The organism is Rhodococcus sp. KBS0724 (genome assembly GCF_005938745.2).
GTDB lineage: Bacteria > Actinomycetota > Actinomycetes > Mycobacteriales > Mycobacteriaceae > Rhodococcus_F.
Window position 1 is genome coordinate 3,541,050 of the sequence record NZ_VCBX02000001.1, and the last position, 19,615, is coordinate 3,560,664.

The following is a 19,615-nucleotide window of genomic DNA, read 5'->3' on the forward strand; positions in this document are numbered from 1 at the left end:
TCGGAGTGCTGGCCGATCCTGCCCAGGTGGTCTTGGAGCAGGAAGAACATGTCGTGGGGTAACACATCTGGTATCTCCTTGTCAGACGTTGTGCCACATATGGACACGAGAGTTTTTGTGAATAGACGCTATTCGGAAGATCGCTCGACCCAGGCCGTGTATCCGCCGACCAGGTCGCTGGCGTTCTCGATGCCCTCGGCCCGCAACAGTGATGCGGCGACGGACGAGCGCCGGCCGCCGGCGCAGTGCACGACGATCGGCTTGCTACGTGGCAGGTCCGCGATCTGGGAACGCAACTGTGCGAGGGGAATCGAGCGTGCACCGTCGATGACACCGAAGTCGCGCTCGCCGGGGTTACGGATGTCGATCAACGTGACCGCGCCCGAATCCAGGAGCTCCTCCAGTTCGACCACAGCAGTACGCGGCGCAGTGCGGACAAGGCCGGTGAGCGCGCCCGGGAAGATACCATCGGCGTCGACGGTGAGGTATCCGATGGCGTTGTCGGATCCGATGCGCGCCAACCGCATTGCCGCATCCTGTTCCTCACCCGGATTGGTGATGAGTACGATGCGCTCCCCGATATCGGCGACCATGCCGCCGGTTTCGGCGAACCTGCCGTCGAATCCGACATTGATCGAGCCGCGCAGATGCCCAGCAGCGAAATCGTCGGGGGTGCGGGCGTCGAGAATACGAGTTCCGTTGGCCATTTCTGTCCGGAGTTCCTCCGGTGTCAGCTCGGCGATGCGCCGATCTTGTTCGAGGAGAGCATGATTCGATTTGTTCAGGGCCACATCGACGGAAAAGTACCCCGGCACCGCAGGCTGACCGTCAGTAACAAGAGCAACGAAGGCATCTTCAGTCATCGACTGCACCGACGGGTTCGTGCGGCGCTGCTCGCCGATCGTGGAGGTCAACTCGGCGGAGAGGTTCTTACCGCAGGACGATCCCGCCCCGTGGGCCGGCATCACGGTCACCGAATCGGGCAACGCCAGCAGTGTCTGGTGGACGGTGCGGTACATCGCCCGAGCCAGGTCGGTACTGGTGCCGTCGCCGAGATTCGCCAGGTCCGGGCGTCCGACATCGCCGATGAATAGCGAATCCCCGGTCAGCACAGCGGACGGGGTTGCATCTCGATTCTCGCGCACCAGCAGGCTGATCGACTCCCACGTGTGGCCGGGAGTGGAGAGGATCTCGATGTCCACCTCCCCCAGTGTCAGGTGTTCGCCATGGCGCAGTCGGCGGATCGGGTAGTCGGTGTCGGCGGCATGGCCGAAACCGATCCACGCGCCGGTCGCCTCGAGCAACTCGAGGTGGCCGGAGACGAAGTCCGCGTGAAAGTGCGTGTTGACGACCCCTTCAATGGTCAGGCCGTATCGGGCTGCATCCGCGAGATATTCGGCGATGTCGCGACGGGGGTCGACCACGATGGCGCGGCCGGCCTTCTCATCGCCGATCAGATACGACGCGTGTGACAGGCACTCGATGTAGTACTGCTCCAGGATCATCAGACAACCTTTCTTGCGCCGTAATGGGATGCATCCAGGATGACATATACCCCCGGGGGTATGTCAAGTACCCCCGGGGGTATATAGCCGCGGCGATACGAGCTGGCAGAAGCGGGGGCGACCTCTTTCAGACGCCAGGCAAGCGAAGGAGTTTTGAAGGAGTGACGGAAAACGCCGAACACCCCCGTAGGAGTGGATGTCGATCTAAAGCATGTCGATCTAAAGCGGCACCCGGAGAGTCCGTAGCCCAGCTTGTCGACGGTAACGACCAGACAGGCCGAACTCTTCGCTGGGCGATGAGTCGCGAAGTCTCGACTCGTCGACTACCCGGTTCGGCCCATCCAGGGGCCGCGCTCCCAGCGACTCCATCTACCGGTCATGCGGAAATCCCGGCGTGTTCGGGTGGCGGAACGGACCTCGTTGCCCTCAAGCGCGCCGAGGTGCACAACACAACCGGTGACACGATGCAGTTCGCGCAGCAGAGATGCCACCACCAGATGGAACTGTTTTCGGTACAAGGCCTGCGCCCCGAACTCGGCCAGCGCGTCGCCCAGCTCATACCAGGGGTGGCGGCGCCGGAGTTAGTGGATTCGCACGAGACGTTCAAGCAGGCGATGGGTACTGGTTCGCGGGATACCCGTCTGGCGGGAGATATCGGCCAGAGTCAGTCGGGGCATGTCCCGCAACAGATCCATCACCAGGGTAGGCGATCGAGAGCCGATGAGAGGGTGATGCGTTCCGAGCTTTGTCCGCATGGCATGGGCGCCCCAGTAACAGTCGCGGTTTCCACCGCGACCTGCGGCCGTGGCGGGAATCCTATCTCAACCACTGACAGCACATCGACGCCAATGCCCTTTCCCGCCAATGGTATTCGGACGTCGGGAATGATGTTGATCAGGCAAGTTACCGATGATCGGAAGCCACGCTGGCTCGGAACGCTTCGTGCCGGACAGGATGAGGCAAGTTGTGGCAGCGCTCATGACGGCAAGGGTGAGACATAACCCGGACGGCACTTCATGGGGCACACACCAGACATCACTCACCCGAGCATTTTGCAGCCCACATCCCCGAAAAGGGATCTTTACTTGCACTCGTTCCGGACTTCGGAGAGAACTCCGACGGACGGAATAATCCGGAGGGGATGTTCGTTGTCGAGGCTGTCGGTGTTCGGTTCTTGCCCCGGGTACCACCCCAGAAATGCCGCTTCGAGCGGCCACTTGCCGAGAGGCGCAATACGGGCACCGACCTCGTGGAAGCCGCTGGACATCTTTTCGGGTGCCCGCGGCTTCGTCTTGCGTGGGGTTCGCTCAGTGTCGGCCGGGGAGGTCGACCTCGTCGGCCGATTTGTCGTTGCGCAGCCCTTTGTAGCTTGGATGTCTGAGTGCGCCACCGACGAATTCACGGTACTCGACGTCACACACGTAAATTGGGGCTGAGTAGCGTGCCACTCGCGCTATCGCGGACGGTGGCGCGATCGCGAATGGACTGGTGGGCCGCTCGATTTCGATGAGTGTGCCGCGCAGTTCCCGGCGCTGCCTGGAAGAAAATCCGGTGCCCACATTTCCTACGTAGACGAGTGAGCCCGAGTCGTCGTGGGCGCCGAGGATCAGCGACCCGATGCCGCCGGCCGCGCTGCCCGAACCCTCGACGAACCCGCAGATAATGGCCTCCGTGTTGGCCCTGAGCGGGGTCTTTATCCAGCTCGGAGACCGTTTCCCCGGCTGGTACGTCGAGTTGACACTTTTCGCGATGATCCCTTCGAGGTGATGCTTTTTCGCGACCTCGAGCATGGCGGCGCCATCTACATTGAGCCAGAACGGGGGGACTTTGATGCGCGGGTTCTCGATGTTCAGACTGGCGAGTGCCTCACGACGCTCGAGATACGGCAGCTCGGTCGTCGAGGTGCCGTCGATATCGAGGATATCGAAGACGTAGTAGGTGGTCAGGGCACTGTTTTGCAGATGGCTGGTGGGTGTGCGGACGTGCATTCTGCGTTGTAACCGGGCGAAGGACGGAACACCTTCGTCTAGGGCGACGATCTCGCCGTCGAGAACAGTTTCGCGGTGACCGAGCACTTCGGCGAGCGCCTCGACGATCTCCGGGAACGACTCGCTGACCCGGTTACCGTTACGCGACCACAACGCCGGTACTTCCTTCCCTGTGGTCGCAATCGCCCGCATACCATCCCACTTGCTCTCCCATGCCCAGCGCTCACCTGTCGGGGGATGCCCCAGTGTGGCAAGCATCGGCGGCACCGGCTTTCCAGTCGCAGGACTCATACATCGAGTCTGCGCAGGCTTCAGCTGATTTCGCGGGATTTTTCGCGGTTGAGACAATAGTGAGACGAGTTGGAAATCCGCCCAAAATCCACCTCGACACGACGCGGCTCTCGAAAAAGCGGGCACAGCGTTCGTCCCATGTCGAAGCTGAGGGTCCTGGGGCGTACGTCCCGCTTACTGGATGATCTGGCCAGCGTTCGGACCAGTGATCGGTGTTGATCACTGTGCACCTCGCAGGGGTGGAGTGATGGGTGTGCCGAGGTCACCGATGGTGCGCCAGTTGCCTGATCCGGCGGCGTCGCTGATCTCCATGCGCGCTGTTCTCCGTTGAAATCCTTTGCCGGTGGCCGCGACTTCGAGCTTCACCCCCGTCACTCGTCCGTGCCCTCGTCCGCCGGTCGGATGTAAAGCCGGGGCCATGTGCGTTGCGAGCACCGCACCCGAGACGGCACTGCCGAACGCCCAGCCGACAGTGCGTAGAACCTGATTGAAACTCACGGCACCACGGAGTGCGATATCGGCAACGCCTTTCGCGATGATGGCGGGCATCGCCCGCGTACGGCATACCCATTCCCGCCCCGAAAGCGAACATTCCGACCAGGATTTCCCACAGTTCACCGCCGCGAGCCACATGATCAGACTCGCGGCGGTGACAAGACCCGCTCCCAAAAGGAGAAGCGTTCCCAACCGGATTCGGTGGGAGATCACACGCACAAGACGATTCGCACCGAAACTTCCCGCCGACAGCGGAAGCATCGGTTCCGATTCTCGCGCATCAATAAGCGTGCGAACACTGTTGATCGACGGAGGATGCGCACTCAGAGCGTTGGCCATCGACGGAATAGGCGGATCGCTGAGTTGGCAACCGATTTCGAAATCCAGCGATCTGGGCACCCTCCCTTGACGTCGGTGGCAGGGCGTCGCTCACCACTAGTCGACTCCGGAGCCGCAAACCCGGCGTCGACAAGCTGAACCTCAATGCGCGTGTTGTTCTTCGTTCGCGGGCGACGACTCCCGGAAGGTGACTCTTCTCGCCAACTCGAGCACAGGCATGTTCATCTCCTGAGACAGCGTTCGAAGCATACGAAATGCTGCAATGGCGTCGACATCGAAACGCTCCATGAGTATGCCCTTGGCTTGGCCTATCAGATCACGTGAGGCAAGAGCACTGCGAAACTGCTCACCACGCCGCGCGCTCGAAAGCGCGATCGCCGCATGGGTGGCTAGATTGATCGCTTGCTCCTCGACCTCGGCATCGCCGTCGATCCCACCGGCAGTGTCCGAGAACATATTCAAAGCGCCGAGTTCCTGACCGTCGATGTAGAGCTGGATCGCCAACACAGACCGAATCGGAGTCCGCTCCCGAACCGCAACCATCAATCGGGGCCACCGACACTCAGAAGCCACGTCGGCGATATGCACCGTCTGATGAGACCAAATCGCATCAAAACACGGCCCCTCACCGTGCTCCTGCTGAAGCTCGTCGAACTGCCGTGGCACAGTGCCGGTCGCCGCAGTCGACTCGAGAAACTCCGGATGGTGCCGAGCACTGGTACGGCGCACCAACGTGACCGCCGCATGATCGACACCCTCGAGCAACTTCACCGCGGCTTCGGTGACTTCCTCGAGCACCTCCGACGGCGCCTTCACACCACCGGAAGACGTTCCGTGTACCGTCCGAGCCAGCTGAGAAATCCGCTCGTACACATCCAGGCCAGGCTCCTCCACTGCGTCCATCTCCACTGCGTCCATCGCCAGCCTCGCTTTCCTACTACAACTGTCACACACACCATCGCGGCCATCAACAAACCAAACAGTCCTGCGCACCAAGGAAAAAGCGGCCCGAAAACCTTCGCAGATGATCAGTTACATGTCCTGGCACCCACGGAAGCTGCGGCGCCGCACACACAAGTTCCGCACAGTTAGGCTGCTCGACACGACTCGGCGCGCGACAGCTAACAAATTCCGGAGCCAACCGATTCTCACGTCACCGAATCAGTGCGCGACAGTGCCGGATTCGCGACGAGCTTCGGGTGAATGCTGCGCATTCAGTGGCAGATGCCCTCAGCTGAACTCATATTCGATTCCCAGACCCGTCCGCTTCGAGCCCAGCGCCCCATCGATCAGCGCGACCAGCCGTGAGGAAGCAATCCGAAAACTCCGATACGGCCGGCCGTAGATCCCAACGCGACTAACGCGCCCGCCGACCAGAGGCGGGTCGCCGAACGGAGGTCCAAATTTTCGTGCACTGTATGCCAGTTCTGCGGCATCTTCGCGGACGTGAGACTCCCGCAATCGTCCCACCCAGCGACCGCTACAGCCGGAAAGCGACAGAAGGAGAAGGTGAACCATGATCAGATTCGGTGCATTCCATCACCTGCGCTCTGCATTCACACGCCTGCGCCGGTGAGCTTCCTCTTGAGACAGCCGACAGCCCCGTCATCCCTGCCGTTCGCTCACTCAACCAATCGCACAAGGCAAGCAGACCAGCACCAACGCGCCGAAGATTCTCAAGAGTGGGCCGTTTACTACACCCCCGGGTACGGAAGCCCGCCGAAGCAGTAGGCAGTGACTCAGCGACCGAGCGCTTTCATTCGAGTGGTCAGCGCGCTTCGAGGTAGGTGACGACGGCCCGATACCCACGTTCGAACGACTTTCTGCCATCAATGCCAGCACTTGCTGTTCGCCGGTGCCGGCCCACAATCCGAGCACACCGCGGTGTCCGTCGAGGCTGACGCCGATCGCGGCTGGGGGCCCGCAGTCGGCAATGAGTGTTCAGTCCCTTGGTGATCGGCACTCGCGCGAATTCCGGAAGTAACTCCCCCTCCGTGGTGATGGCCCGAACAAGTTTGCTGACATTGATCGTCGCTTCTTCCACTACCTCCCACGCTGAAAGAGGGGGCGAACTCGTCAGGCTCGTGATCCAACACCTCGACGGTCAACGAGACAGGACCGTATGCGATTCCCGTCATGATGGTGACAAAGTTCGGGCCTACCTCGAGCACACTGCCAGTTTCCGACGGCTCGTACGTCTCGGCTGCCTGCGATCCGACGACGAACTGATGGTGGTCGACAACAGCAGTCCCGGTCTGTTTCACCTCTGGAATCTATCCCGCCGCTCACGGTCCCGAATTCAGCACAGCGCTACGTTCCTTTGTTCCGTAGACCTCACGCCGAGTTTGCTATTGCAGAGAACTTTGCCCAATCCGGCATGCGACCGGGCATTGAGAGAGCTTCAAGTAGTGTCCGAGAATGAATCGATATCTTCAGCCCCTTGCGATGCCGTCCTCGACGTAGCCCACAAGGTGTTTCGGTCCATGATGTAGACGGCGGGAGACACAAGTGCGCCCTGCACGAACACGATTCCCTCCAAGAACAAAAAGGACGTCGACCTCCGACCCAGACGACACGTCGGCTGATCGTGTCGGGTTCACCGAGACTTGTCGCGATATGGACGGCGCGCACGAAACCTGGCACACAAACTTTCTCCGAGCCGCGATTGTGCAGCTGCGCGGTCGAGTTGGCCGGTACGAATGGCTTGATCGGCGATGACGGTGAGGGCACTCGTCCACGCGGTGTAGACCTTGGCGTGCTCATCGACGGCCTGTTCGAGGCTCAATAGCATCCCGATCGCGCTATGTGGTCTTGTGCGACGACGGTTGCCAGGCTCCGCTGAATGCTCACAACCTGGCGGTCACCCGGCCGAGCGTGTCGACCAGGACGGTGCTCCACAGGTGTACGAGGTACTGCGCCAGAGCGTTTCGGACGGAAAATGGTGACACAGGGAGCCCTTCGAATTACCGGTTCCGGCGAGGATCTCGTTGATACTCGCGGCGTCGTACGCGAAAATGTCAGTCGCAGGAAGAAGTCGCACCTACACCCCGCTCCACGGTTCTGACACAATGGTTATCGTGGCCTACCTGGTCAAACCTGGACATCGCGCGCCGCCGGTGAGTTCACCCGTGCCGGTTGACACTGCGCTTCCCTGGGTGTGCGTCATCGGTGCCGGATCATCGGGTATTGCCGCCGCCAAAGCGTTGTATACCGCAGGCATTCCGTTCGATTGCTTCGAAAAAGGCAGGATGATCGGCGGCAACTGGGTCTACGACAACCCCAACGGCCAGTCCGCCTGCTATGAAACGTTGGAAATCAACACCTCCTGTCCACGCATGGCGTACTCCGATTTCGCGATGCCACCCGACTACCCGCCGTACGCGCGGCACGATCAGGTCCACGCCTACTTCGAGTCTTACGTCGACCATTTCGGGTTCCGACACACCATCACCTTCGACACCACCGTCGAGAACGTCCGACGCGAGCAGGACGGCACCTGGTCGGTGCGCACCAACGGTCCCACCGGTGAACACACGAAAACCTACGACGCTGTCCTGGTTGCCAACGGGCACCACTGGGACGCGCGCTGGCCAGAACCCACCTATCCCGGCACCTTCAGTGGAACGCAGATCCATGCCCACGACTACCGCAATGCGGACCAGCTCGCCGACCGCGACGTGGTCGTCGTCGGTATGGGAAACTCGGCACTCGACATCGCCGTCGAAGCATCGAAAGTCGCTCGCAGCACCACCCTGTCCGTGCGGCGCAGCCAGTGGGTACTGCGCAAGATGCTCTTCGGCAGGGCCGCCGACCAGGTCGCACTGCCAGGATGGATGCCATGGTGGGTTACCGGAGCCAGATTGCGGCTCGGCGCCGTTGCCTCAGGCAGCCTCACCCGCTACGGCCTGCCCCGGCCATCGCACAAGCCGAGCCAGTCGCACCCGGTGCAATCCGAGCAACTGCGCGCACGACTCGATGCCGGCGCGATCATCCCACGCCCGGGCATCGATCGATTCGACAGCGACACAGTGGTTTTCACCGACGGGCGCAGCACGCGAGCCGACCTGATCGTCTGGGCCATCGGCTACCGGGTCAGTTTTCCGTTCCTGGACACGGATCTGATTCGCGCCCGCGACAACGATCTTCCGCTGTGGAAGCGGACCGTGCACCCGGACCTTCCGGGGCTGTACTTCATCGGACTCCTACAACCGGTCGGTGCGGTCATGCCGCTCGCCGAGGCGCAATGCGCCTGGATCGCGGACATCCTCACCGGCCGATATCTTCCGCCGTCCGACGCCCGGATCCGTAAGCAGATGGCGACCGAGCACAACCGCAACAAAAGGCAGTTCTATACTTCCCCGCGGCACACCATGGAAGTCGACTTCGACCACTACCTGTGGGACCTCACCCGCGAACGCAAACGAGGTGGGCGCCGCGCCCGCGCCCTGCACTGATTGCCCGTACGCGTGCGGGGAAATGACGATTGGCCACCACAATTGTCCTGGACACAGAATCTGTTGTTATACAGCCTGATACGAGATCATCACTGACGATCCTTGTCACCGTCCCTCAGCAGGACTGGGGTGAGGCACCATCACCAACCTCTACCGACGATAAACGGCGCGGCGTCCATGGTTGTTAGGCGGCAGAACTGTCACAGATCGTCGACGTCCAGCGTCTTCATGTTGAACCACAAATGACAGGAGACGATTATGACCAGCACAGCTCGCATTCCGCGGACCGAGATCAAGGGCATCTACGGAGGATTGGTCAAGATGGTGATGCGCAAGATGATCGGTCGCGTACCGGAAAGCGCCGAGATGCTGTGGAATCACCCTGCCGTCTTCAAAGACATGATGAAGTTCGGCGGCAGGACCGAGAAGTGGGACAAGCTCGACCGCAACCTGGCGACCTTCGCCACCATGGCCGCGGCCGCCGAGATCGGCTGCAGCTTCTGCTTGGACTTCGGCTACTTCACGGCCCACAACAAAGGCCTTGACGAGGCCAAGGCGCGCGAAATACCGAGATGGCGGGAATCTGATGTGTTCACCCCGCTCGAGCGACAGGTTCTGGAGTATGCCGAGGCCATGTGCCAGACCTCGCCGACCGTCACTGACGAGATGTCGGCGGCGCTGCGCGAAGAGCTCGGGACGCCGGCGCTCATTGAGCTGACCGCCAAGGTTGCCTTCATGAACCTCTCCGCCCGGTCCAACGTCGCACTGGGTATCCACTCAGAGGAGTACGCCACATCGTGTGGTCTGCGGCCGCTCGCGGCCCCGAAGCCGTAGTCTCCACCTCATGAGTGGAGATCCGTTCATCACCCACCGCCGACTGCTCTTCACAGTCGCGTACGAGATGCTCGGGTCCGCTGCCGACGCCGAGGACGTGGTGCAGGAGGCCTGGCTGAAGTGGACCAACGTCGACCAGGCCGATGTCCGGGACCCGCGAGCCTTCTTGGTCCGAATCGTCACCCGGAAGGCGCTCGACCAGTTGCGGGTGCTGTCAAGGCGGCGCGAGGAATACGTCGGCCCGTGGTTGCCCGAGCCGCTATTGACCACTCCCGATGTGGCCGAGGACGTCGAGTTGGCAGACAGTCTGTCCACAGCGGTGCTGCTCGTACTCGAGACGCTGACACCGACCCAGCGGGCTGTGTTCGTGCTCCACGAGGTGTTCGACGTGGGGTACGACGAGCTCGCGAAGGCAGTGGGCAAGAGTCCCACCGCCGTACGCCAGATCGCCCACCGCGCCCGGGAACAGGTCGCCGCGCGGCGGCCACGCGGGATCATCTCCCCCGCCGACACACGGAAGGCCCTGATAGCGCTCCAGTGGGCGATAGCGACTGGCGACCTCCACGACTTGGTCGACATACTCGCACCTGACGTCGTGGTCTTGGGTGACGGTGGCGGCATCAAGCAAGCTCTGCCGCGGCCTGTGTCGGGCGCGGACAAGGTGGCTCGACTGTTTGCTGCCGGTCTGGCCGGCTGGGGTGCCGGTATGACCGCCGAACTGGCCAATGTGAATGGCGGACCCGCGCTGATCATTTGGTTGGACGGAGAACTCGACAGCGTGGTCTCAATGCGCATCGAAGACGGCCTGGTCAGCGGGATCTACACCGTCCGGAATCCCGAGAAGCTCTCCCGGATGATGCAGGAGGCCGCAGTCAGTCGCTGACGCAAGCCTTCTCGCGGATCGTTTCGTTCAAAGCCGACGATCGAGTTCTGCCCCATCATGCCGACCTCGGGCACCGAGAGGTCGGCGGATCCGCCACAGCCACCGTTGACCCCTGTTGCTTTTCCCATGAGCTCCGCGCACATCGCGGTCAGTGGGGCGTCGCAGGTGAGTGCCTATCCGTGACCACGGTAGATGGGGAAGACCAGATCTCGTGGGAGGTCCAGAGCTCTGGTGGCACCGACGTAGATCGCTTCCTGCCCGCTGCAGAGGTGCACTGACGTCCGCCAGGGCAGCGTTAACCGGGCCCAATGCGCGTCAGTGGAGAGGTCGCCGCGATAGCTGGCCCGCTGACGAATCCACACTGAAACCAACGGTTTTGGTTTCGCAGTGACGAGAACGTGGAGTAATGAATCTCCACCGGTGGTGTAGTCGCTATGACACACTCCAACTCAGTCACTGTATATACCTCTCATAACGATCGAGGGTTCGCCGATGCAATCGCTGCCGGAATCAGCGTCGGGGCTCACTTCGCGCCACAGACTGCGGACATAAGTCTGTTGGCGCATCACACCAACGTTCACGGCAGACCACTTGTTCTCGTGCCGCCCGGGGGCGTCGAGTGGTTGGTGAAGGAGCTCTCCGCTCTCAAGGGATCGATCATGGTCGGCGACCTCAGTAGCGGCCACTCCATGATTCGGGGGCTCGTGGCGGGCGCCCACACAGCACTCAACTCGCAACTACCGTTCGCATCGCTGCTCGATGAGCTGCAGACTGCGCTGAGCTCCGATTACGTTGAGCCAGCACGCGACAACTCCTCGCTCGTACAACGCATCCTGTTGCGCACAGAAGAATCCGCACGAATCGCCAGGCTCACCAATCGCGAGTTCGAAATCATGGGACTTCTCTACGGTGGTTCTAACGTCGATTCGATTGCTCGAAGCGCCCACATTGCGCCGACCACGGTTCGCGCCCACATAAGAAGCATCTTGCAGAAGCTGCAGGTGCACTCTCAGCTGGAGGCCTGCGCGATGCTCCGCCGCTCTGGTCAGGACGCACGCAGGCACCCAATGGAACTTCGGATCGGACGCTTCTAGCAGGCAGTGCCCCAGACACACTTCCTGCGATGGGTGCGCGCCCTGATCGAACTCGAATTCCGCAAAGATCGTCAATTTTGACGATTCGACGACGTGTCCGGACGTCGATGATTAGGTCCTGCACGACACCGAAGACATGCGTGAACATCGAAAGGCGCCTCCAATCAATGGAATACACAAGCACAGTGCCACGCCATCTCGTCCACAGACATGCTGTTGCCGAGGTTTTCTTGACGGACTACCGGATCGAATCGGAGTCGACGTACCACGTTGCTGTTCAGCTCCCGGTCTCGCATCGGATATTCGACGCATCAAGCGAGCAACACGATCCCCTCGGGGTAGCAGAAGCATTTCGACAGGCAGTGGTGCTTCTCTGCCACACCCGATACAACATTCCACTGCACTACAAGTTCCTCATGGAGACATTCAGCTTCGAGATGTTGGATGCACTCGACGTGCAACCAGCAGCGGAGCCATTGACGTTCTCTATAACAGTGGACAACCTCACCCACCGTGACGGAGCCGTCTCGGGCGTCGAAGTGTCTGGGGTTCTCAGAGAGGGCACTCGTCACGTCGCCAGATGCAACGCTGTTGCGCGAGGAGCCAGTCCCGAGGGATACCGTCGAATTCGACAAGGACGAGAAGACTACTGCCCGCGCGAGCGCATCCTTCCCCCCGGAACTGCGGTCATCGGATCAGAACGGGTCGGACGTTCAAACAATCGAGATGTGCTCATCAGCACTGATGCTGCTCGGCAAACGGTGTTCTGCACCCCCGATCCCCGCAACCACTCCCTCTTCGACCACCCCGTCGACCACATCCCCGGAATGATCCTTTTCGAGGCCGCTCGACAAGCCGTGCGGTACCACACCGGCGACCCGGCAACACAAATCGCCACACTGTCGGCGGGCTTTCCACGGTTCACTGAATGGGAAACTCCGTGCCACGTGTCAACAACCCCCCTCGACGCGTCAGGCAACGTGCACCGGGTTCGGTTCACTCAAGATCAGCAGACCACTGCGGAACTTGAACTTACAATTGCGGACGCGTCATGAGGCCGCATGAACATGTTCGTCTCGCCACGTCGCCCACGTCAAAGGCCCAGTGGTTCCCATTCCCTCGGGGCAAGCGCCGCCAACCGCATGACGTGAGTCAACTTGTCCTCTCGGACAATCGTCGGCAACACCAAGTTCCACATCTGACTCAACCGCTCGTACAGGTCGGTTCTGCCAGTCAGCATCTCCGAGAGAATCTGCACTCCGGTGAACGACCCCACGACGAATCGAGCCAGCGCGTCGATATCGGTGCCCGGGACGATATCGCCGGCTTCAGCCGCTCGGCTTGCCACCTGCTTGATAGCCTCGATCCAATCGAGATACGGCTGTTCGATGGGGCCCCGAATACTGCCGATCTCCATCGTCAAACGCATGCCACCTCGTGCGATGGGCTCGGTCACAAGCTGTCGAGCCATCTCCTGCGAGACGAGCACCAGCGTTTCGACCGCGATGTCGGAATGCGCAGCAACCTGCCGAGTACCCTCCATCGCCATGCCATGCTGGGCAGCGATGACCGCGTGCGCAAGCTCCTCCTTCGACGCGAAATGAAAATACATCGCGCCCTTGGACACGCCCCCGTGCTGCAAGATCGTGCTCAGACTTGCGGAGTACCCGAACTTTTCGAAGCTCTTCGCAGCACCCAAAATGACGGCCTGGCGCGTGAGGACAGCACGCTCCTGCATGATCTACCCAGCTCTCGTTGCAGACGGAATGTATCTCAACGATACGTCGAAAGGCCCGATCGCCTCGCTCTCGACACGGACACACCGTGACAACTCTGGTACTCGGGGCCACTGGTTTCATCGGCTCGGCGGTGATGAACCAGCTGGTTTCCCAGAACGAAAATACCGCAATTGGTTTCGTTCGCACGGACAGCGCAGTCCAACAACTCAGCCGCAACGGAATTGCCGCCTCGATCGGCGAGATCAACGACAGCGCTTCTCTACGAGCTGCAATGAGTCAGGCGTCCACCGTCATCTGTTGCGTGTCGTACGTGGGCGCCGATGAACAACAGTGCATTCACGTAAACCAACATGGCATACGGAATGTTGCGTCGATCGCAACCGCCGTCGGCGTCGAACGGTTGCTCTACGTCAGCACCGCGGCCGTCTACGGGCCTGGCCCTTTTCGAGACTTACCGGTCAACGGCGCACCTCTCAGACCCCTCTCACCTGCCAGTCGCACGCGCGCCCTCGCCGAGAAGTTCGTGCGCGACGCGGGGGGCCTGGTCATCCGGCCCCACCTCGTATACGGACCCGGCGACAGATGGTTTCTTCCGACTCTGACGCGAATTGTCTCTCGACTCGACTCGATCATCGACGATGGAAACGCGGTCCTGTCAGTAGTCGATGTAGACCTACTCGCCCGATCTATCTACAAACTGTCGACAGAACGGCAATTTCGCTACGGCTCAACACTTCACGTCAACGAGCCTGTCCCACGGAAAGTCATCGACCTTCTCGAACGTCATACGCAGGAAACCAACTGGACTCTGCCCCGGAACTCTCTCCCCCGCGCCGACGCAGTGAAAGTGGCTCCCCAGCTGGGCCTCAACAGACGGCAGATAGACATGATCAGTCTCGATCACTGGTATCGGTCGCGACTGTACTGATGACGCAAGTTCGTTCTCGCCAAAAGTACTGCCTCCCAAGCATTTCATCTCCTTACCGGGCTCGCTATGGGAGTCGCCGAAGACGTCATGTACAACGACATTCAAACTGCCCACAATCCCGCCGAGGTTCTCAAATACCTCAAGAACGCAGGATTCACCGATGTCACACACCTGCAGGGCTGTGTCATCGCCGGGGCACACCAGTCTGTATGCGGCCGAGGTCGGCTAGCGGAATCCGTGGATTCCGCTAGCCGGAGCAGGGTCCGGCGCCGAATACAATCCGCATGCAGCGGTCAACCGACCAAACCACTTGTGGGGCTACGGGACCGGGAAGGTGCCACGACTCGGGTTGACCGGAATCTGGTAAGCCTCGAATGCCCTCGCGAAACACTGCGGTTTGACGCCGGATTACCCAGCTTGATCGAATGAGCCATGACTTCGTCGTACATCGACCTACGCTCGGACACCGTCACCAGACCTGACGCAGAGATGCGTAAGGCGATGGCCGACGCAGAGGTCGGCGACGACGTCCTCGATCACGACCCGACTATGGCTGCGCTCGAAGAAGAAGTGGCTCACACTCTGGGGTTTCCAGCGGCACTGTGGGTCCCGAGCGGATCGATGGGCAACCTGATTGCGCTGATGCTGCACCTTCGTCGCGGCGATCAGTTCCTGGCGCCGGAACACTCTCACGTGTTGGGCTCGGAGTTGGGCACCGCTGCCTGGCTCGCCCAGGGGATGCCGATGGCGCTGCCGCACGACGGTGGACCCGGACGCCCGAGCCCCGAGACCGTCGTAAGAGCGGCGGGCTCCCCCGGCCCGTACTTCACGTTGAACACCACGCTGCTCTGTCTCGAGAACACTCACAATTTCGCCGGCGGCGCCGTTATGAATCCCGCCGAGTGGACGACGCTGGTCCACGCGGCGCGATCACGCGGCTTGAAGATTCACCTCGACGGCGCCCGCCTCTGGAATGCCGCTGCTGCACTGGATATTTCGCCTGCTGAACTGGCTTCCGGTGCCGATACCGTGCAGGTGTGCCTGAGCAAGGGACTTGGCGCGCCGGTCGGCTCGATTCTGGCCGCATCACCCGAATTGATCACCGAAGCCCGAAGGATCCGCAAGATGCTCGGGGGCGGCGTTCGTCAGGGCGGGGTGCTTGCCGCCGCCGGAATCGTTGCGCTTCGCTCACAAGGTCGTCTGTCGGACGATCACGACAATGCGCAGCGGCTCGCGTCGGGGCTTCGTGAGCGCGGGTGGGATGTCGACGAACTTGCCACCAACATTGTTCTCGCCACCACCGCCGATCCATCGGCCACGGTTGCTCAGCTCGCCACTGTTGGCGTCGGCGCAGTGACCGTTGCCGGGAAGGTGCGGTTCGTGACACATCGAGACGTGAGCACTGCAGACATCGACACGGTCCTGTCCAGAATAACCTTCTGATCCGCGTTAAAGGTGTCGGTGCAAGGTGCTGCGAGCGAGCAACATTCAATTCGGCCGAGAAGCGACCGATGAAAGCTCGTCACACCGTCGAACGCGATACCGATCGCATCGCCCAACACGTCGCGTCGATCGATGTACTGCGTCCCGACGGATCCGGCGGGACCGGGTGGCCGTCGAACTCGACGGATGCCAACGCGTAGATCACCTCGGACGACTTCAGCCACCGCCCGCGATCATTGCGCTCCTGCTGCAATAGCACTCACACCGCAGCTCGCACCGTCGCTGGCCGAACCTCTGATCCGTACACGTAAAATTCATTCTTCTGGGCTGCCCGACTAGAACGCGCTGAGATCGTTTCTGCGGGTTTGGGTGGCGTTGAGACCATCGACACACGAACTCACGAACGGACCCTACTCGGCGGCGACATCCTCATCGGTGTCAACGCGGCCGGCATGGCCAACGAAAAGTTCTGGTCGACCATGGGCACACACCTGAACGACGCCATGCGCCATCTCGACTAGATCGGATTGGACCTGTTCCCCGATGTGTTCCACCCCATCCCCCATGAGTCACTGGCCGACGCGACACAATTCCTTTTGACCACAGCACGAGGCCACGCAGGCCAACGTCCTGCACCTCGTCGCTGACGCCGTCCTAAGCAGTGGCACGACGTCGCGGTCTACGAGTTCGGCATCAGTAATGCCAACGCGGCTTTGCCCCGCTCCACCGTTTAAAGGTCGCTCGTCTCGTCACCATCGACGGGTGGCTGATCAGCGAGGTCGGTCAGGGCGTCAGGTAGCTGGGAATAACCCTCCACGGGCCGGCTGGTCAGTCAGCCGCTGCGTGTGGGTCCCCGCGAAAGCTTCTGATCTCCAGCGCTACGAGCAAGTCGACGACGAAGGTTAGAGCCGCCACAGACCTGAATTCTTTGCACCAGAGGTCGGGATTGATCGTGCACATTTGCACACAACCAACGCGGAGATTTCACATCCAGCCATTTTCGACGCTGTTGTGTGCATCCAGAATCGCATCGGCATGCGCTCGAATACACAATCGGGCCGACACTCGTGAAGAGTGCCAGCCCGATTGCAGTGGGACGCCCTACAGGTACTGGCCTGTGTTCGACTCGGTGTCGATAGCGCGGCTTGCGCTGGCGTTCTTGCCCGTGACGAGGGTACGAATGTAGACGATCCGCTCCCCCTTCTTGCCCGAAATGCGTGCCCAGTCATCAGGATTGGTGGTGTTGGGCAGATCCTCGTTCTCGGCGAACTCGTCGACGATGGAATCGAAGAGATGCTGCACGCGCAAGCCGGGAGCACCGGTGTCGAGCACCGACTTGATGGCGTACTTCTTCGCGCGGTCGACGATGTTCTGGATCATGGCACCGGAGTTGAAGTCCTTGAAGAACAAGACCTCCTTGTCACCGTTTGCATAGGTGACTTCGAGGAAACGGTTCTCCTCACTCTCCGCGTACATGCGATCCACAACACGAACGATCATTGCCTTGAGGCATGCCGCGCGATCCCCACCGAACTCGGCGAGGTCGTCGGCATTGATCGGTAGACCGTCCACGAGGTACTTCGAGAAGATGTCCTGCGCGGATTCGGCGTCGGGACGCTCGATCTTGATCTTCACGTCCAGACGGCCCGGCCGCAGAATGGCAGGGTCGATCATGTCCTCACGGTTGGACGCACCGATGACGATGACATTCTCGAGACCCTCGACGCCGTCGATCTCACTGAGCAACTGCGGAACCACTGTTGTCTCCACGTCGGAGGACACACCGGAACCACGGGTGCGGAAGATCGAGTCCATCTCGTCGAAGAACACAATAACCGGGGTGCCTTCGGACGCCTTCTCGCGCGCACGCTGGAAGATCATCCGGATGTGGCGTTCGGTTTCGCCGACGAACTTGTTGAGGAGTTCGGGGCCCTTGATGTTGAGGAAGTAGGACTTTGCGTCCTTGCTGTCCTGTCCGCGGGCTTCGGCAATCTTCTTCGCCAACGAGTTGGCCACCGCCTTCGCGATGAGTGTCTTACCGCAACCTGGCGGACCGTAGAGCAGAACACCCTTCGGCGGACGCAGTGAGTACTCGTGGAACAGGTCCTTGTGGAGGAACGGCAATTCGACGGCGTCCCGGATCTGTTCGATCTGCCGACCGAGCCCACCGATGTCGTCGTAATGGACGTCCGGGACCTCTTCGAGGACCAGATCCTCGACCTCGGCCTTGGGAATACGCTCGAATGCATATCCGGCTTTGGCATCGACCAGCAAGGAATCGCCTGGTCGCAGCTTCCTGGTTGGGGAATCTGCGTCATAGGCGATGATGTCGGCCTGGGGATCTGCGAATACCGCTGCCAGAGGCGCGGCAAGCCACACGATGCGCTCTTCGTCGGCGTGCCCGACTACGAGCGCCCGCAAGCCGTCGTCGAGTACCTCACGCAGGGTGCTGATCTCACCGACCTGCTCGTAGCCGCCGGCTTCGACGATCGTGAGGGCCTCGTTGAGTCGCACTGTCTGACCCTGAGTAAGCGTGTCGGTGTCGATGTTCGGTGAACACGTCAGACGCATCTTGCGGCCGGACGTGAACACGTCGACCGTCTTGTCCTCGTGAACGGCAAGCAGCACGCCGTAGCCACTCGGCGGTTGACCGAGTCTGTCGACCTCTTCACGTAGAGCGATCAGTTGTTGACGGGCCTCTTTGAGGGTGTCCATCAACTTGCCGTTTCGGATGGCGAGAGAGTCCACTTTCGACTCCAACTCCCGCACTTGTTCCGGCGACTGCGCGAGCTGACGCCGCAGCACCTGCAATTCCACTCGTAACGCGTGAAGCTCTTCTGCTGCCGCAACCGAATCCGGGTTTTCTGTCGAGCTCATATGCGTCTCCTCCCAGTGCGATAGATCAACGCTACCGGCATCGCGGCTCAAGTGTCGCCAGACACGGTGCGCGAGTTCGATTTCACAGCAGTGACAGCGCCGCCGAGACCGTTCCTGAACCAAAAGTAAGCCATGTTAGCCTTGCCTACAATGTCGAGACAGCGCCTGTCTCCCCCCAACGAAAGGTCACGCTGTGATCATCCGCAAGACTCTTGTCAGCGCCTGTGCCGTCGCCGCTGTTCTCGCTCTCGGAGCATGCAGCTCGGACGACAGCTCCGATTCGTCGGCCACCACCACCTCCGTTGCTGCCACGTCGAGCGCTTCCGCAGCCTCCAGCGCGACGACGTCCGCTGCTGCGGCCGCAGCTGCCCCGACGGCAGACGAGCTGAATGCACAGCTGGTCGCGCTCATCGATCCGGCCAAGCCGATTGCCGAGAAGACCGCGCTTGTCGTCGACGGAACCAACCGTCAGGCCAACATCGAGACGATGGGCGCCGCTCTGGGCGGCAACCCCGCGTACCAGATCACCTTCACCGTCGAGAACGTCAAGGTAGACGGCCAGACGGCCACTGCTGACGTTGCAGTGGTGAGCCCGCACGGCGCAATGCCTGCCGCTCCGTGGACGTGGGAACTCGAAGACGGCACCTGGAAGCTGTCCGACACCTCCGCATGCGTGCTCCTGGAAATGGGACGCGCTTCCTGCGCAGGATAATTTCTCCGCAAAAAACTAACGAGCGGCGACCCG

At 61.1% G+C, this 19,615-nt stretch carries 18 protein-coding genes; 10 read left to right on the forward strand and 8 right to left on the reverse strand.

What is annotated here, in order from left to right; translation table 11 throughout:
- Positions 1–128: 128 nt before the first annotated feature.
- The 6 genes from FFI94_RS16325 to FFI94_RS16350 form a co-directional block, all read right to left on the reverse strand.
- The gene (locus FFI94_RS16325) at positions 129–1,505 is read right to left on the reverse strand and encodes a rhodanese-like domain-containing protein (protein ID WP_138868766.1); all 1,377 of its coding nucleotides are present in this window, start codon (positions 1,503–1,505) and stop codon (positions 129–131) included.
- Between the two features lie 581 nt (positions 1,506–2,086).
- Positions 2,087–2,260, reverse strand: coding sequence for a helix-turn-helix domain-containing protein (locus FFI94_RS34755; protein ID WP_138868768.1), 174 nt, complete (start codon positions 2,258–2,260; stop codon positions 2,087–2,089).
- Between the two features lie 326 nt (positions 2,261–2,586).
- Positions 2,587–2,772 carry a hypothetical protein gene (locus tag FFI94_RS16335; protein WP_138868769.1) on the reverse strand — a complete coding sequence of 62 codons (186 nt, stop codon included), beginning with the start codon at positions 2,770–2,772 and terminating at the stop codon, positions 2,587–2,589.
- A gap of 40 nt (positions 2,773–2,812) precedes the next feature.
- Positions 2,813–3,784 carry a non-homologous end-joining DNA ligase gene (gene ligD, locus FFI94_RS16340; RefSeq protein WP_138868770.1) on the reverse strand — a complete coding sequence of 324 codons (972 nt, stop codon included), beginning with the start codon at positions 3,782–3,784 and terminating at the stop codon, positions 2,813–2,815.
- 219 nt (positions 3,785–4,003) lie between these two features.
- Entirely contained in the window at positions 4,004–4,678 is a 675-nt protein-coding gene (locus FFI94_RS34280; protein ID WP_260684162.1) for a hypothetical protein, read from the reverse strand.
- Between the two features lie 81 nt (positions 4,679–4,759).
- A complete protein-coding gene (locus tag FFI94_RS16350) occupies positions 4,760–5,536 on the reverse strand; it encodes a GAF and ANTAR domain-containing protein (protein ID WP_260684163.1) in 777 nt (258 codons plus the stop codon).
- Positions 5,537–7,695: 2,159 nt separating this feature from the next.
- On the opposite strand from FFI94_RS16350, the gene FFI94_RS16360 reads away from it, so the two are divergent.
- The 5 genes from FFI94_RS16360 to FFI94_RS16380 all read left to right on the forward strand — a co-directional run bounded on the left by FFI94_RS16360 (position 7,696) and on the right by FFI94_RS16380 (position 12,938).
- Complete coding sequence (locus tag FFI94_RS16360; protein WP_138873224.1) at positions 7,696–9,072, forward strand: NAD(P)/FAD-dependent oxidoreductase; 1,377 nt, start codon at positions 7,696–7,698, stop codon at positions 9,070–9,072.
- Between the two features lie 258 nt (positions 9,073–9,330).
- Positions 9,331–9,906, forward strand: coding sequence for a carboxymuconolactone decarboxylase family protein (locus FFI94_RS16365; RefSeq protein ID WP_138868774.1), 576 nt, complete (start codon positions 9,331–9,333; stop codon positions 9,904–9,906).
- Between the two features lie 10 nt (positions 9,907–9,916).
- Complete coding sequence (locus FFI94_RS16370) at positions 9,917–10,789, forward strand: RNA polymerase sigma-70 factor (RefSeq protein WP_138868775.1); 873 nt, start codon at positions 9,917–9,919, stop codon at positions 10,787–10,789.
- Between the two features lie 659 nt (positions 10,790–11,448).
- Positions 11,449–11,883 carry a LuxR C-terminal-related transcriptional regulator gene (locus FFI94_RS16375; protein ID WP_260684164.1) on the forward strand — a complete coding sequence of 145 codons (435 nt, stop codon included), beginning with the start codon at positions 11,449–11,451 and terminating at the stop codon, positions 11,881–11,883.
- 185 nt (positions 11,884–12,068) lie between these two features.
- Positions 12,069–12,938: a ScbA/BarX family gamma-butyrolactone biosynthesis protein gene (locus tag FFI94_RS16380; protein WP_260684165.1), complete on the forward strand. Its 870-nt coding sequence runs from the start codon at positions 12,069–12,071 to the stop codon at positions 12,936–12,938.
- 38 nt (positions 12,939–12,976) lie between these two features.
- On the opposite strand, the gene FFI94_RS16385 is transcribed toward FFI94_RS16380, so the two are convergent.
- A complete protein-coding gene (locus FFI94_RS16385) occupies positions 12,977–13,621 on the reverse strand; it encodes a ScbR family autoregulator-binding transcription factor (RefSeq protein ID WP_138868778.1) in 645 nt (214 codons plus the stop codon).
- A gap of 86 nt (positions 13,622–13,707) precedes the next feature.
- Here FFI94_RS16385 and FFI94_RS16390 point away from each other — a divergent pair, with 86 nt between their 5' ends.
- The 4 genes from FFI94_RS16390 to FFI94_RS33730 all read left to right on the forward strand — a co-directional run bounded on the left by FFI94_RS16390 (position 13,708) and on the right by FFI94_RS33730 (position 16,514).
- A complete protein-coding gene (locus FFI94_RS16390) occupies positions 13,708–14,550 on the forward strand; it encodes an NAD(P)-dependent oxidoreductase (protein WP_138868779.1) in 843 nt (280 codons plus the stop codon).
- A 432-nt stretch (positions 14,551–14,982) separates the two neighbouring features.
- On the forward strand, positions 14,983–15,993 hold the full coding sequence (locus FFI94_RS16395; protein WP_138868780.1) for a low specificity L-threonine aldolase: 1,011 nt from the start codon (positions 14,983–14,985) through the stop codon (positions 15,991–15,993).
- Between the two features lie 68 nt (positions 15,994–16,061).
- Entirely contained in the window at positions 16,062–16,193 is a 132-nt protein-coding gene (locus FFI94_RS34285) for a hypothetical protein (protein ID WP_260684166.1), read from the forward strand.
- A 165-nt stretch (positions 16,194–16,358) separates the two neighbouring features.
- The gene (locus FFI94_RS33730) at positions 16,359–16,514 is read left to right on the forward strand and encodes a hypothetical protein (protein WP_185993229.1); all 156 of its coding nucleotides are present in this window, start codon (positions 16,359–16,361) and stop codon (positions 16,512–16,514) included.
- Between the two features lie 580 nt (positions 16,515–17,094).
- Here the strand turns inward: FFI94_RS33730 and arc are convergent.
- A complete protein-coding gene (arc, locus tag FFI94_RS16400; RefSeq protein WP_092807749.1) occupies positions 17,095–18,870 on the reverse strand; it encodes a proteasome ATPase in 1,776 nt (591 codons plus the stop codon).
- A 193-nt stretch (positions 18,871–19,063) separates the two neighbouring features.
- On the opposite strand from arc, the gene FFI94_RS16405 reads away from it, so the two are divergent.
- Positions 19,064–19,582, forward strand: a complete 519-nt coding sequence (locus FFI94_RS16405) for a hypothetical protein (RefSeq protein ID WP_138868781.1) — start codon at positions 19,064–19,066, stop codon at positions 19,580–19,582.
- The last annotated feature ends 33 nt before the right edge of the window (positions 19,583–19,615 follow it).

Bases quoted from the DNA above. Each gene is read 5' to 3' on its own strand.
- ligD (WP_138868770.1), bottom strand. From the start codon at position 3,784: ATGAGTCCTGCGACTGGAAAGCCGGTGCCGCCGATGCTTGCCACACTG.
- FFI94_RS16325 (WP_138868766.1), bottom strand. From the start codon at position 1,505: ATGATCCTGGAGCAGTACTACATCGAGTGCCTGTCACACGCGTCGTAT.
- FFI94_RS34285 (WP_260684166.1), top strand. From the start codon at position 16,062: ATGAAAGCTCGTCACACCGTCGAACGCGATACCGATCGCATCGCCCAA.
- arc (WP_092807749.1), bottom strand. From the start codon at position 18,870: ATGAGCTCGACAGAAAACCCGGATTCGGTTGCGGCAGCAGAAGAGCTT.
- FFI94_RS16375 (WP_260684164.1), top strand. From the start codon at position 11,449: ATGGTCGGCGACCTCAGTAGCGGCCACTCCATGATTCGGGGGCTCGTG.
- FFI94_RS16395 (WP_138868780.1), top strand. From the start codon at position 14,983: ATGACTTCGTCGTACATCGACCTACGCTCGGACACCGTCACCAGACCT.
- FFI94_RS16365 (WP_138868774.1), top strand. From the start codon at position 9,331: ATGACCAGCACAGCTCGCATTCCGCGGACCGAGATCAAGGGCATCTAC.
- FFI94_RS16385 (WP_138868778.1), bottom strand. From the start codon at position 13,621: ATGCAGGAGCGTGCTGTCCTCACGCGCCAGGCCGTCATTTTGGGTGCT.
- FFI94_RS34755 (WP_138868768.1), bottom strand. From the start codon at position 2,260: ATGCGGACAAAGCTCGGAACGCATCACCCTCTCATCGGCTCTCGATCG.
- FFI94_RS16350 (WP_260684163.1), bottom strand. From the start codon at position 5,536: ATGGACGCAGTGGAGATGGACGCAGTGGAGGAGCCTGGCCTGGATGTG.
- FFI94_RS16335 (WP_138868769.1), bottom strand. From the start codon at position 2,772: ATGTCCAGCGGCTTCCACGAGGTCGGTGCCCGTATTGCGCCTCTCGGC.
- FFI94_RS16370 (WP_138868775.1), top strand. From the start codon at position 9,917: ATGAGTGGAGATCCGTTCATCACCCACCGCCGACTGCTCTTCACAGTC.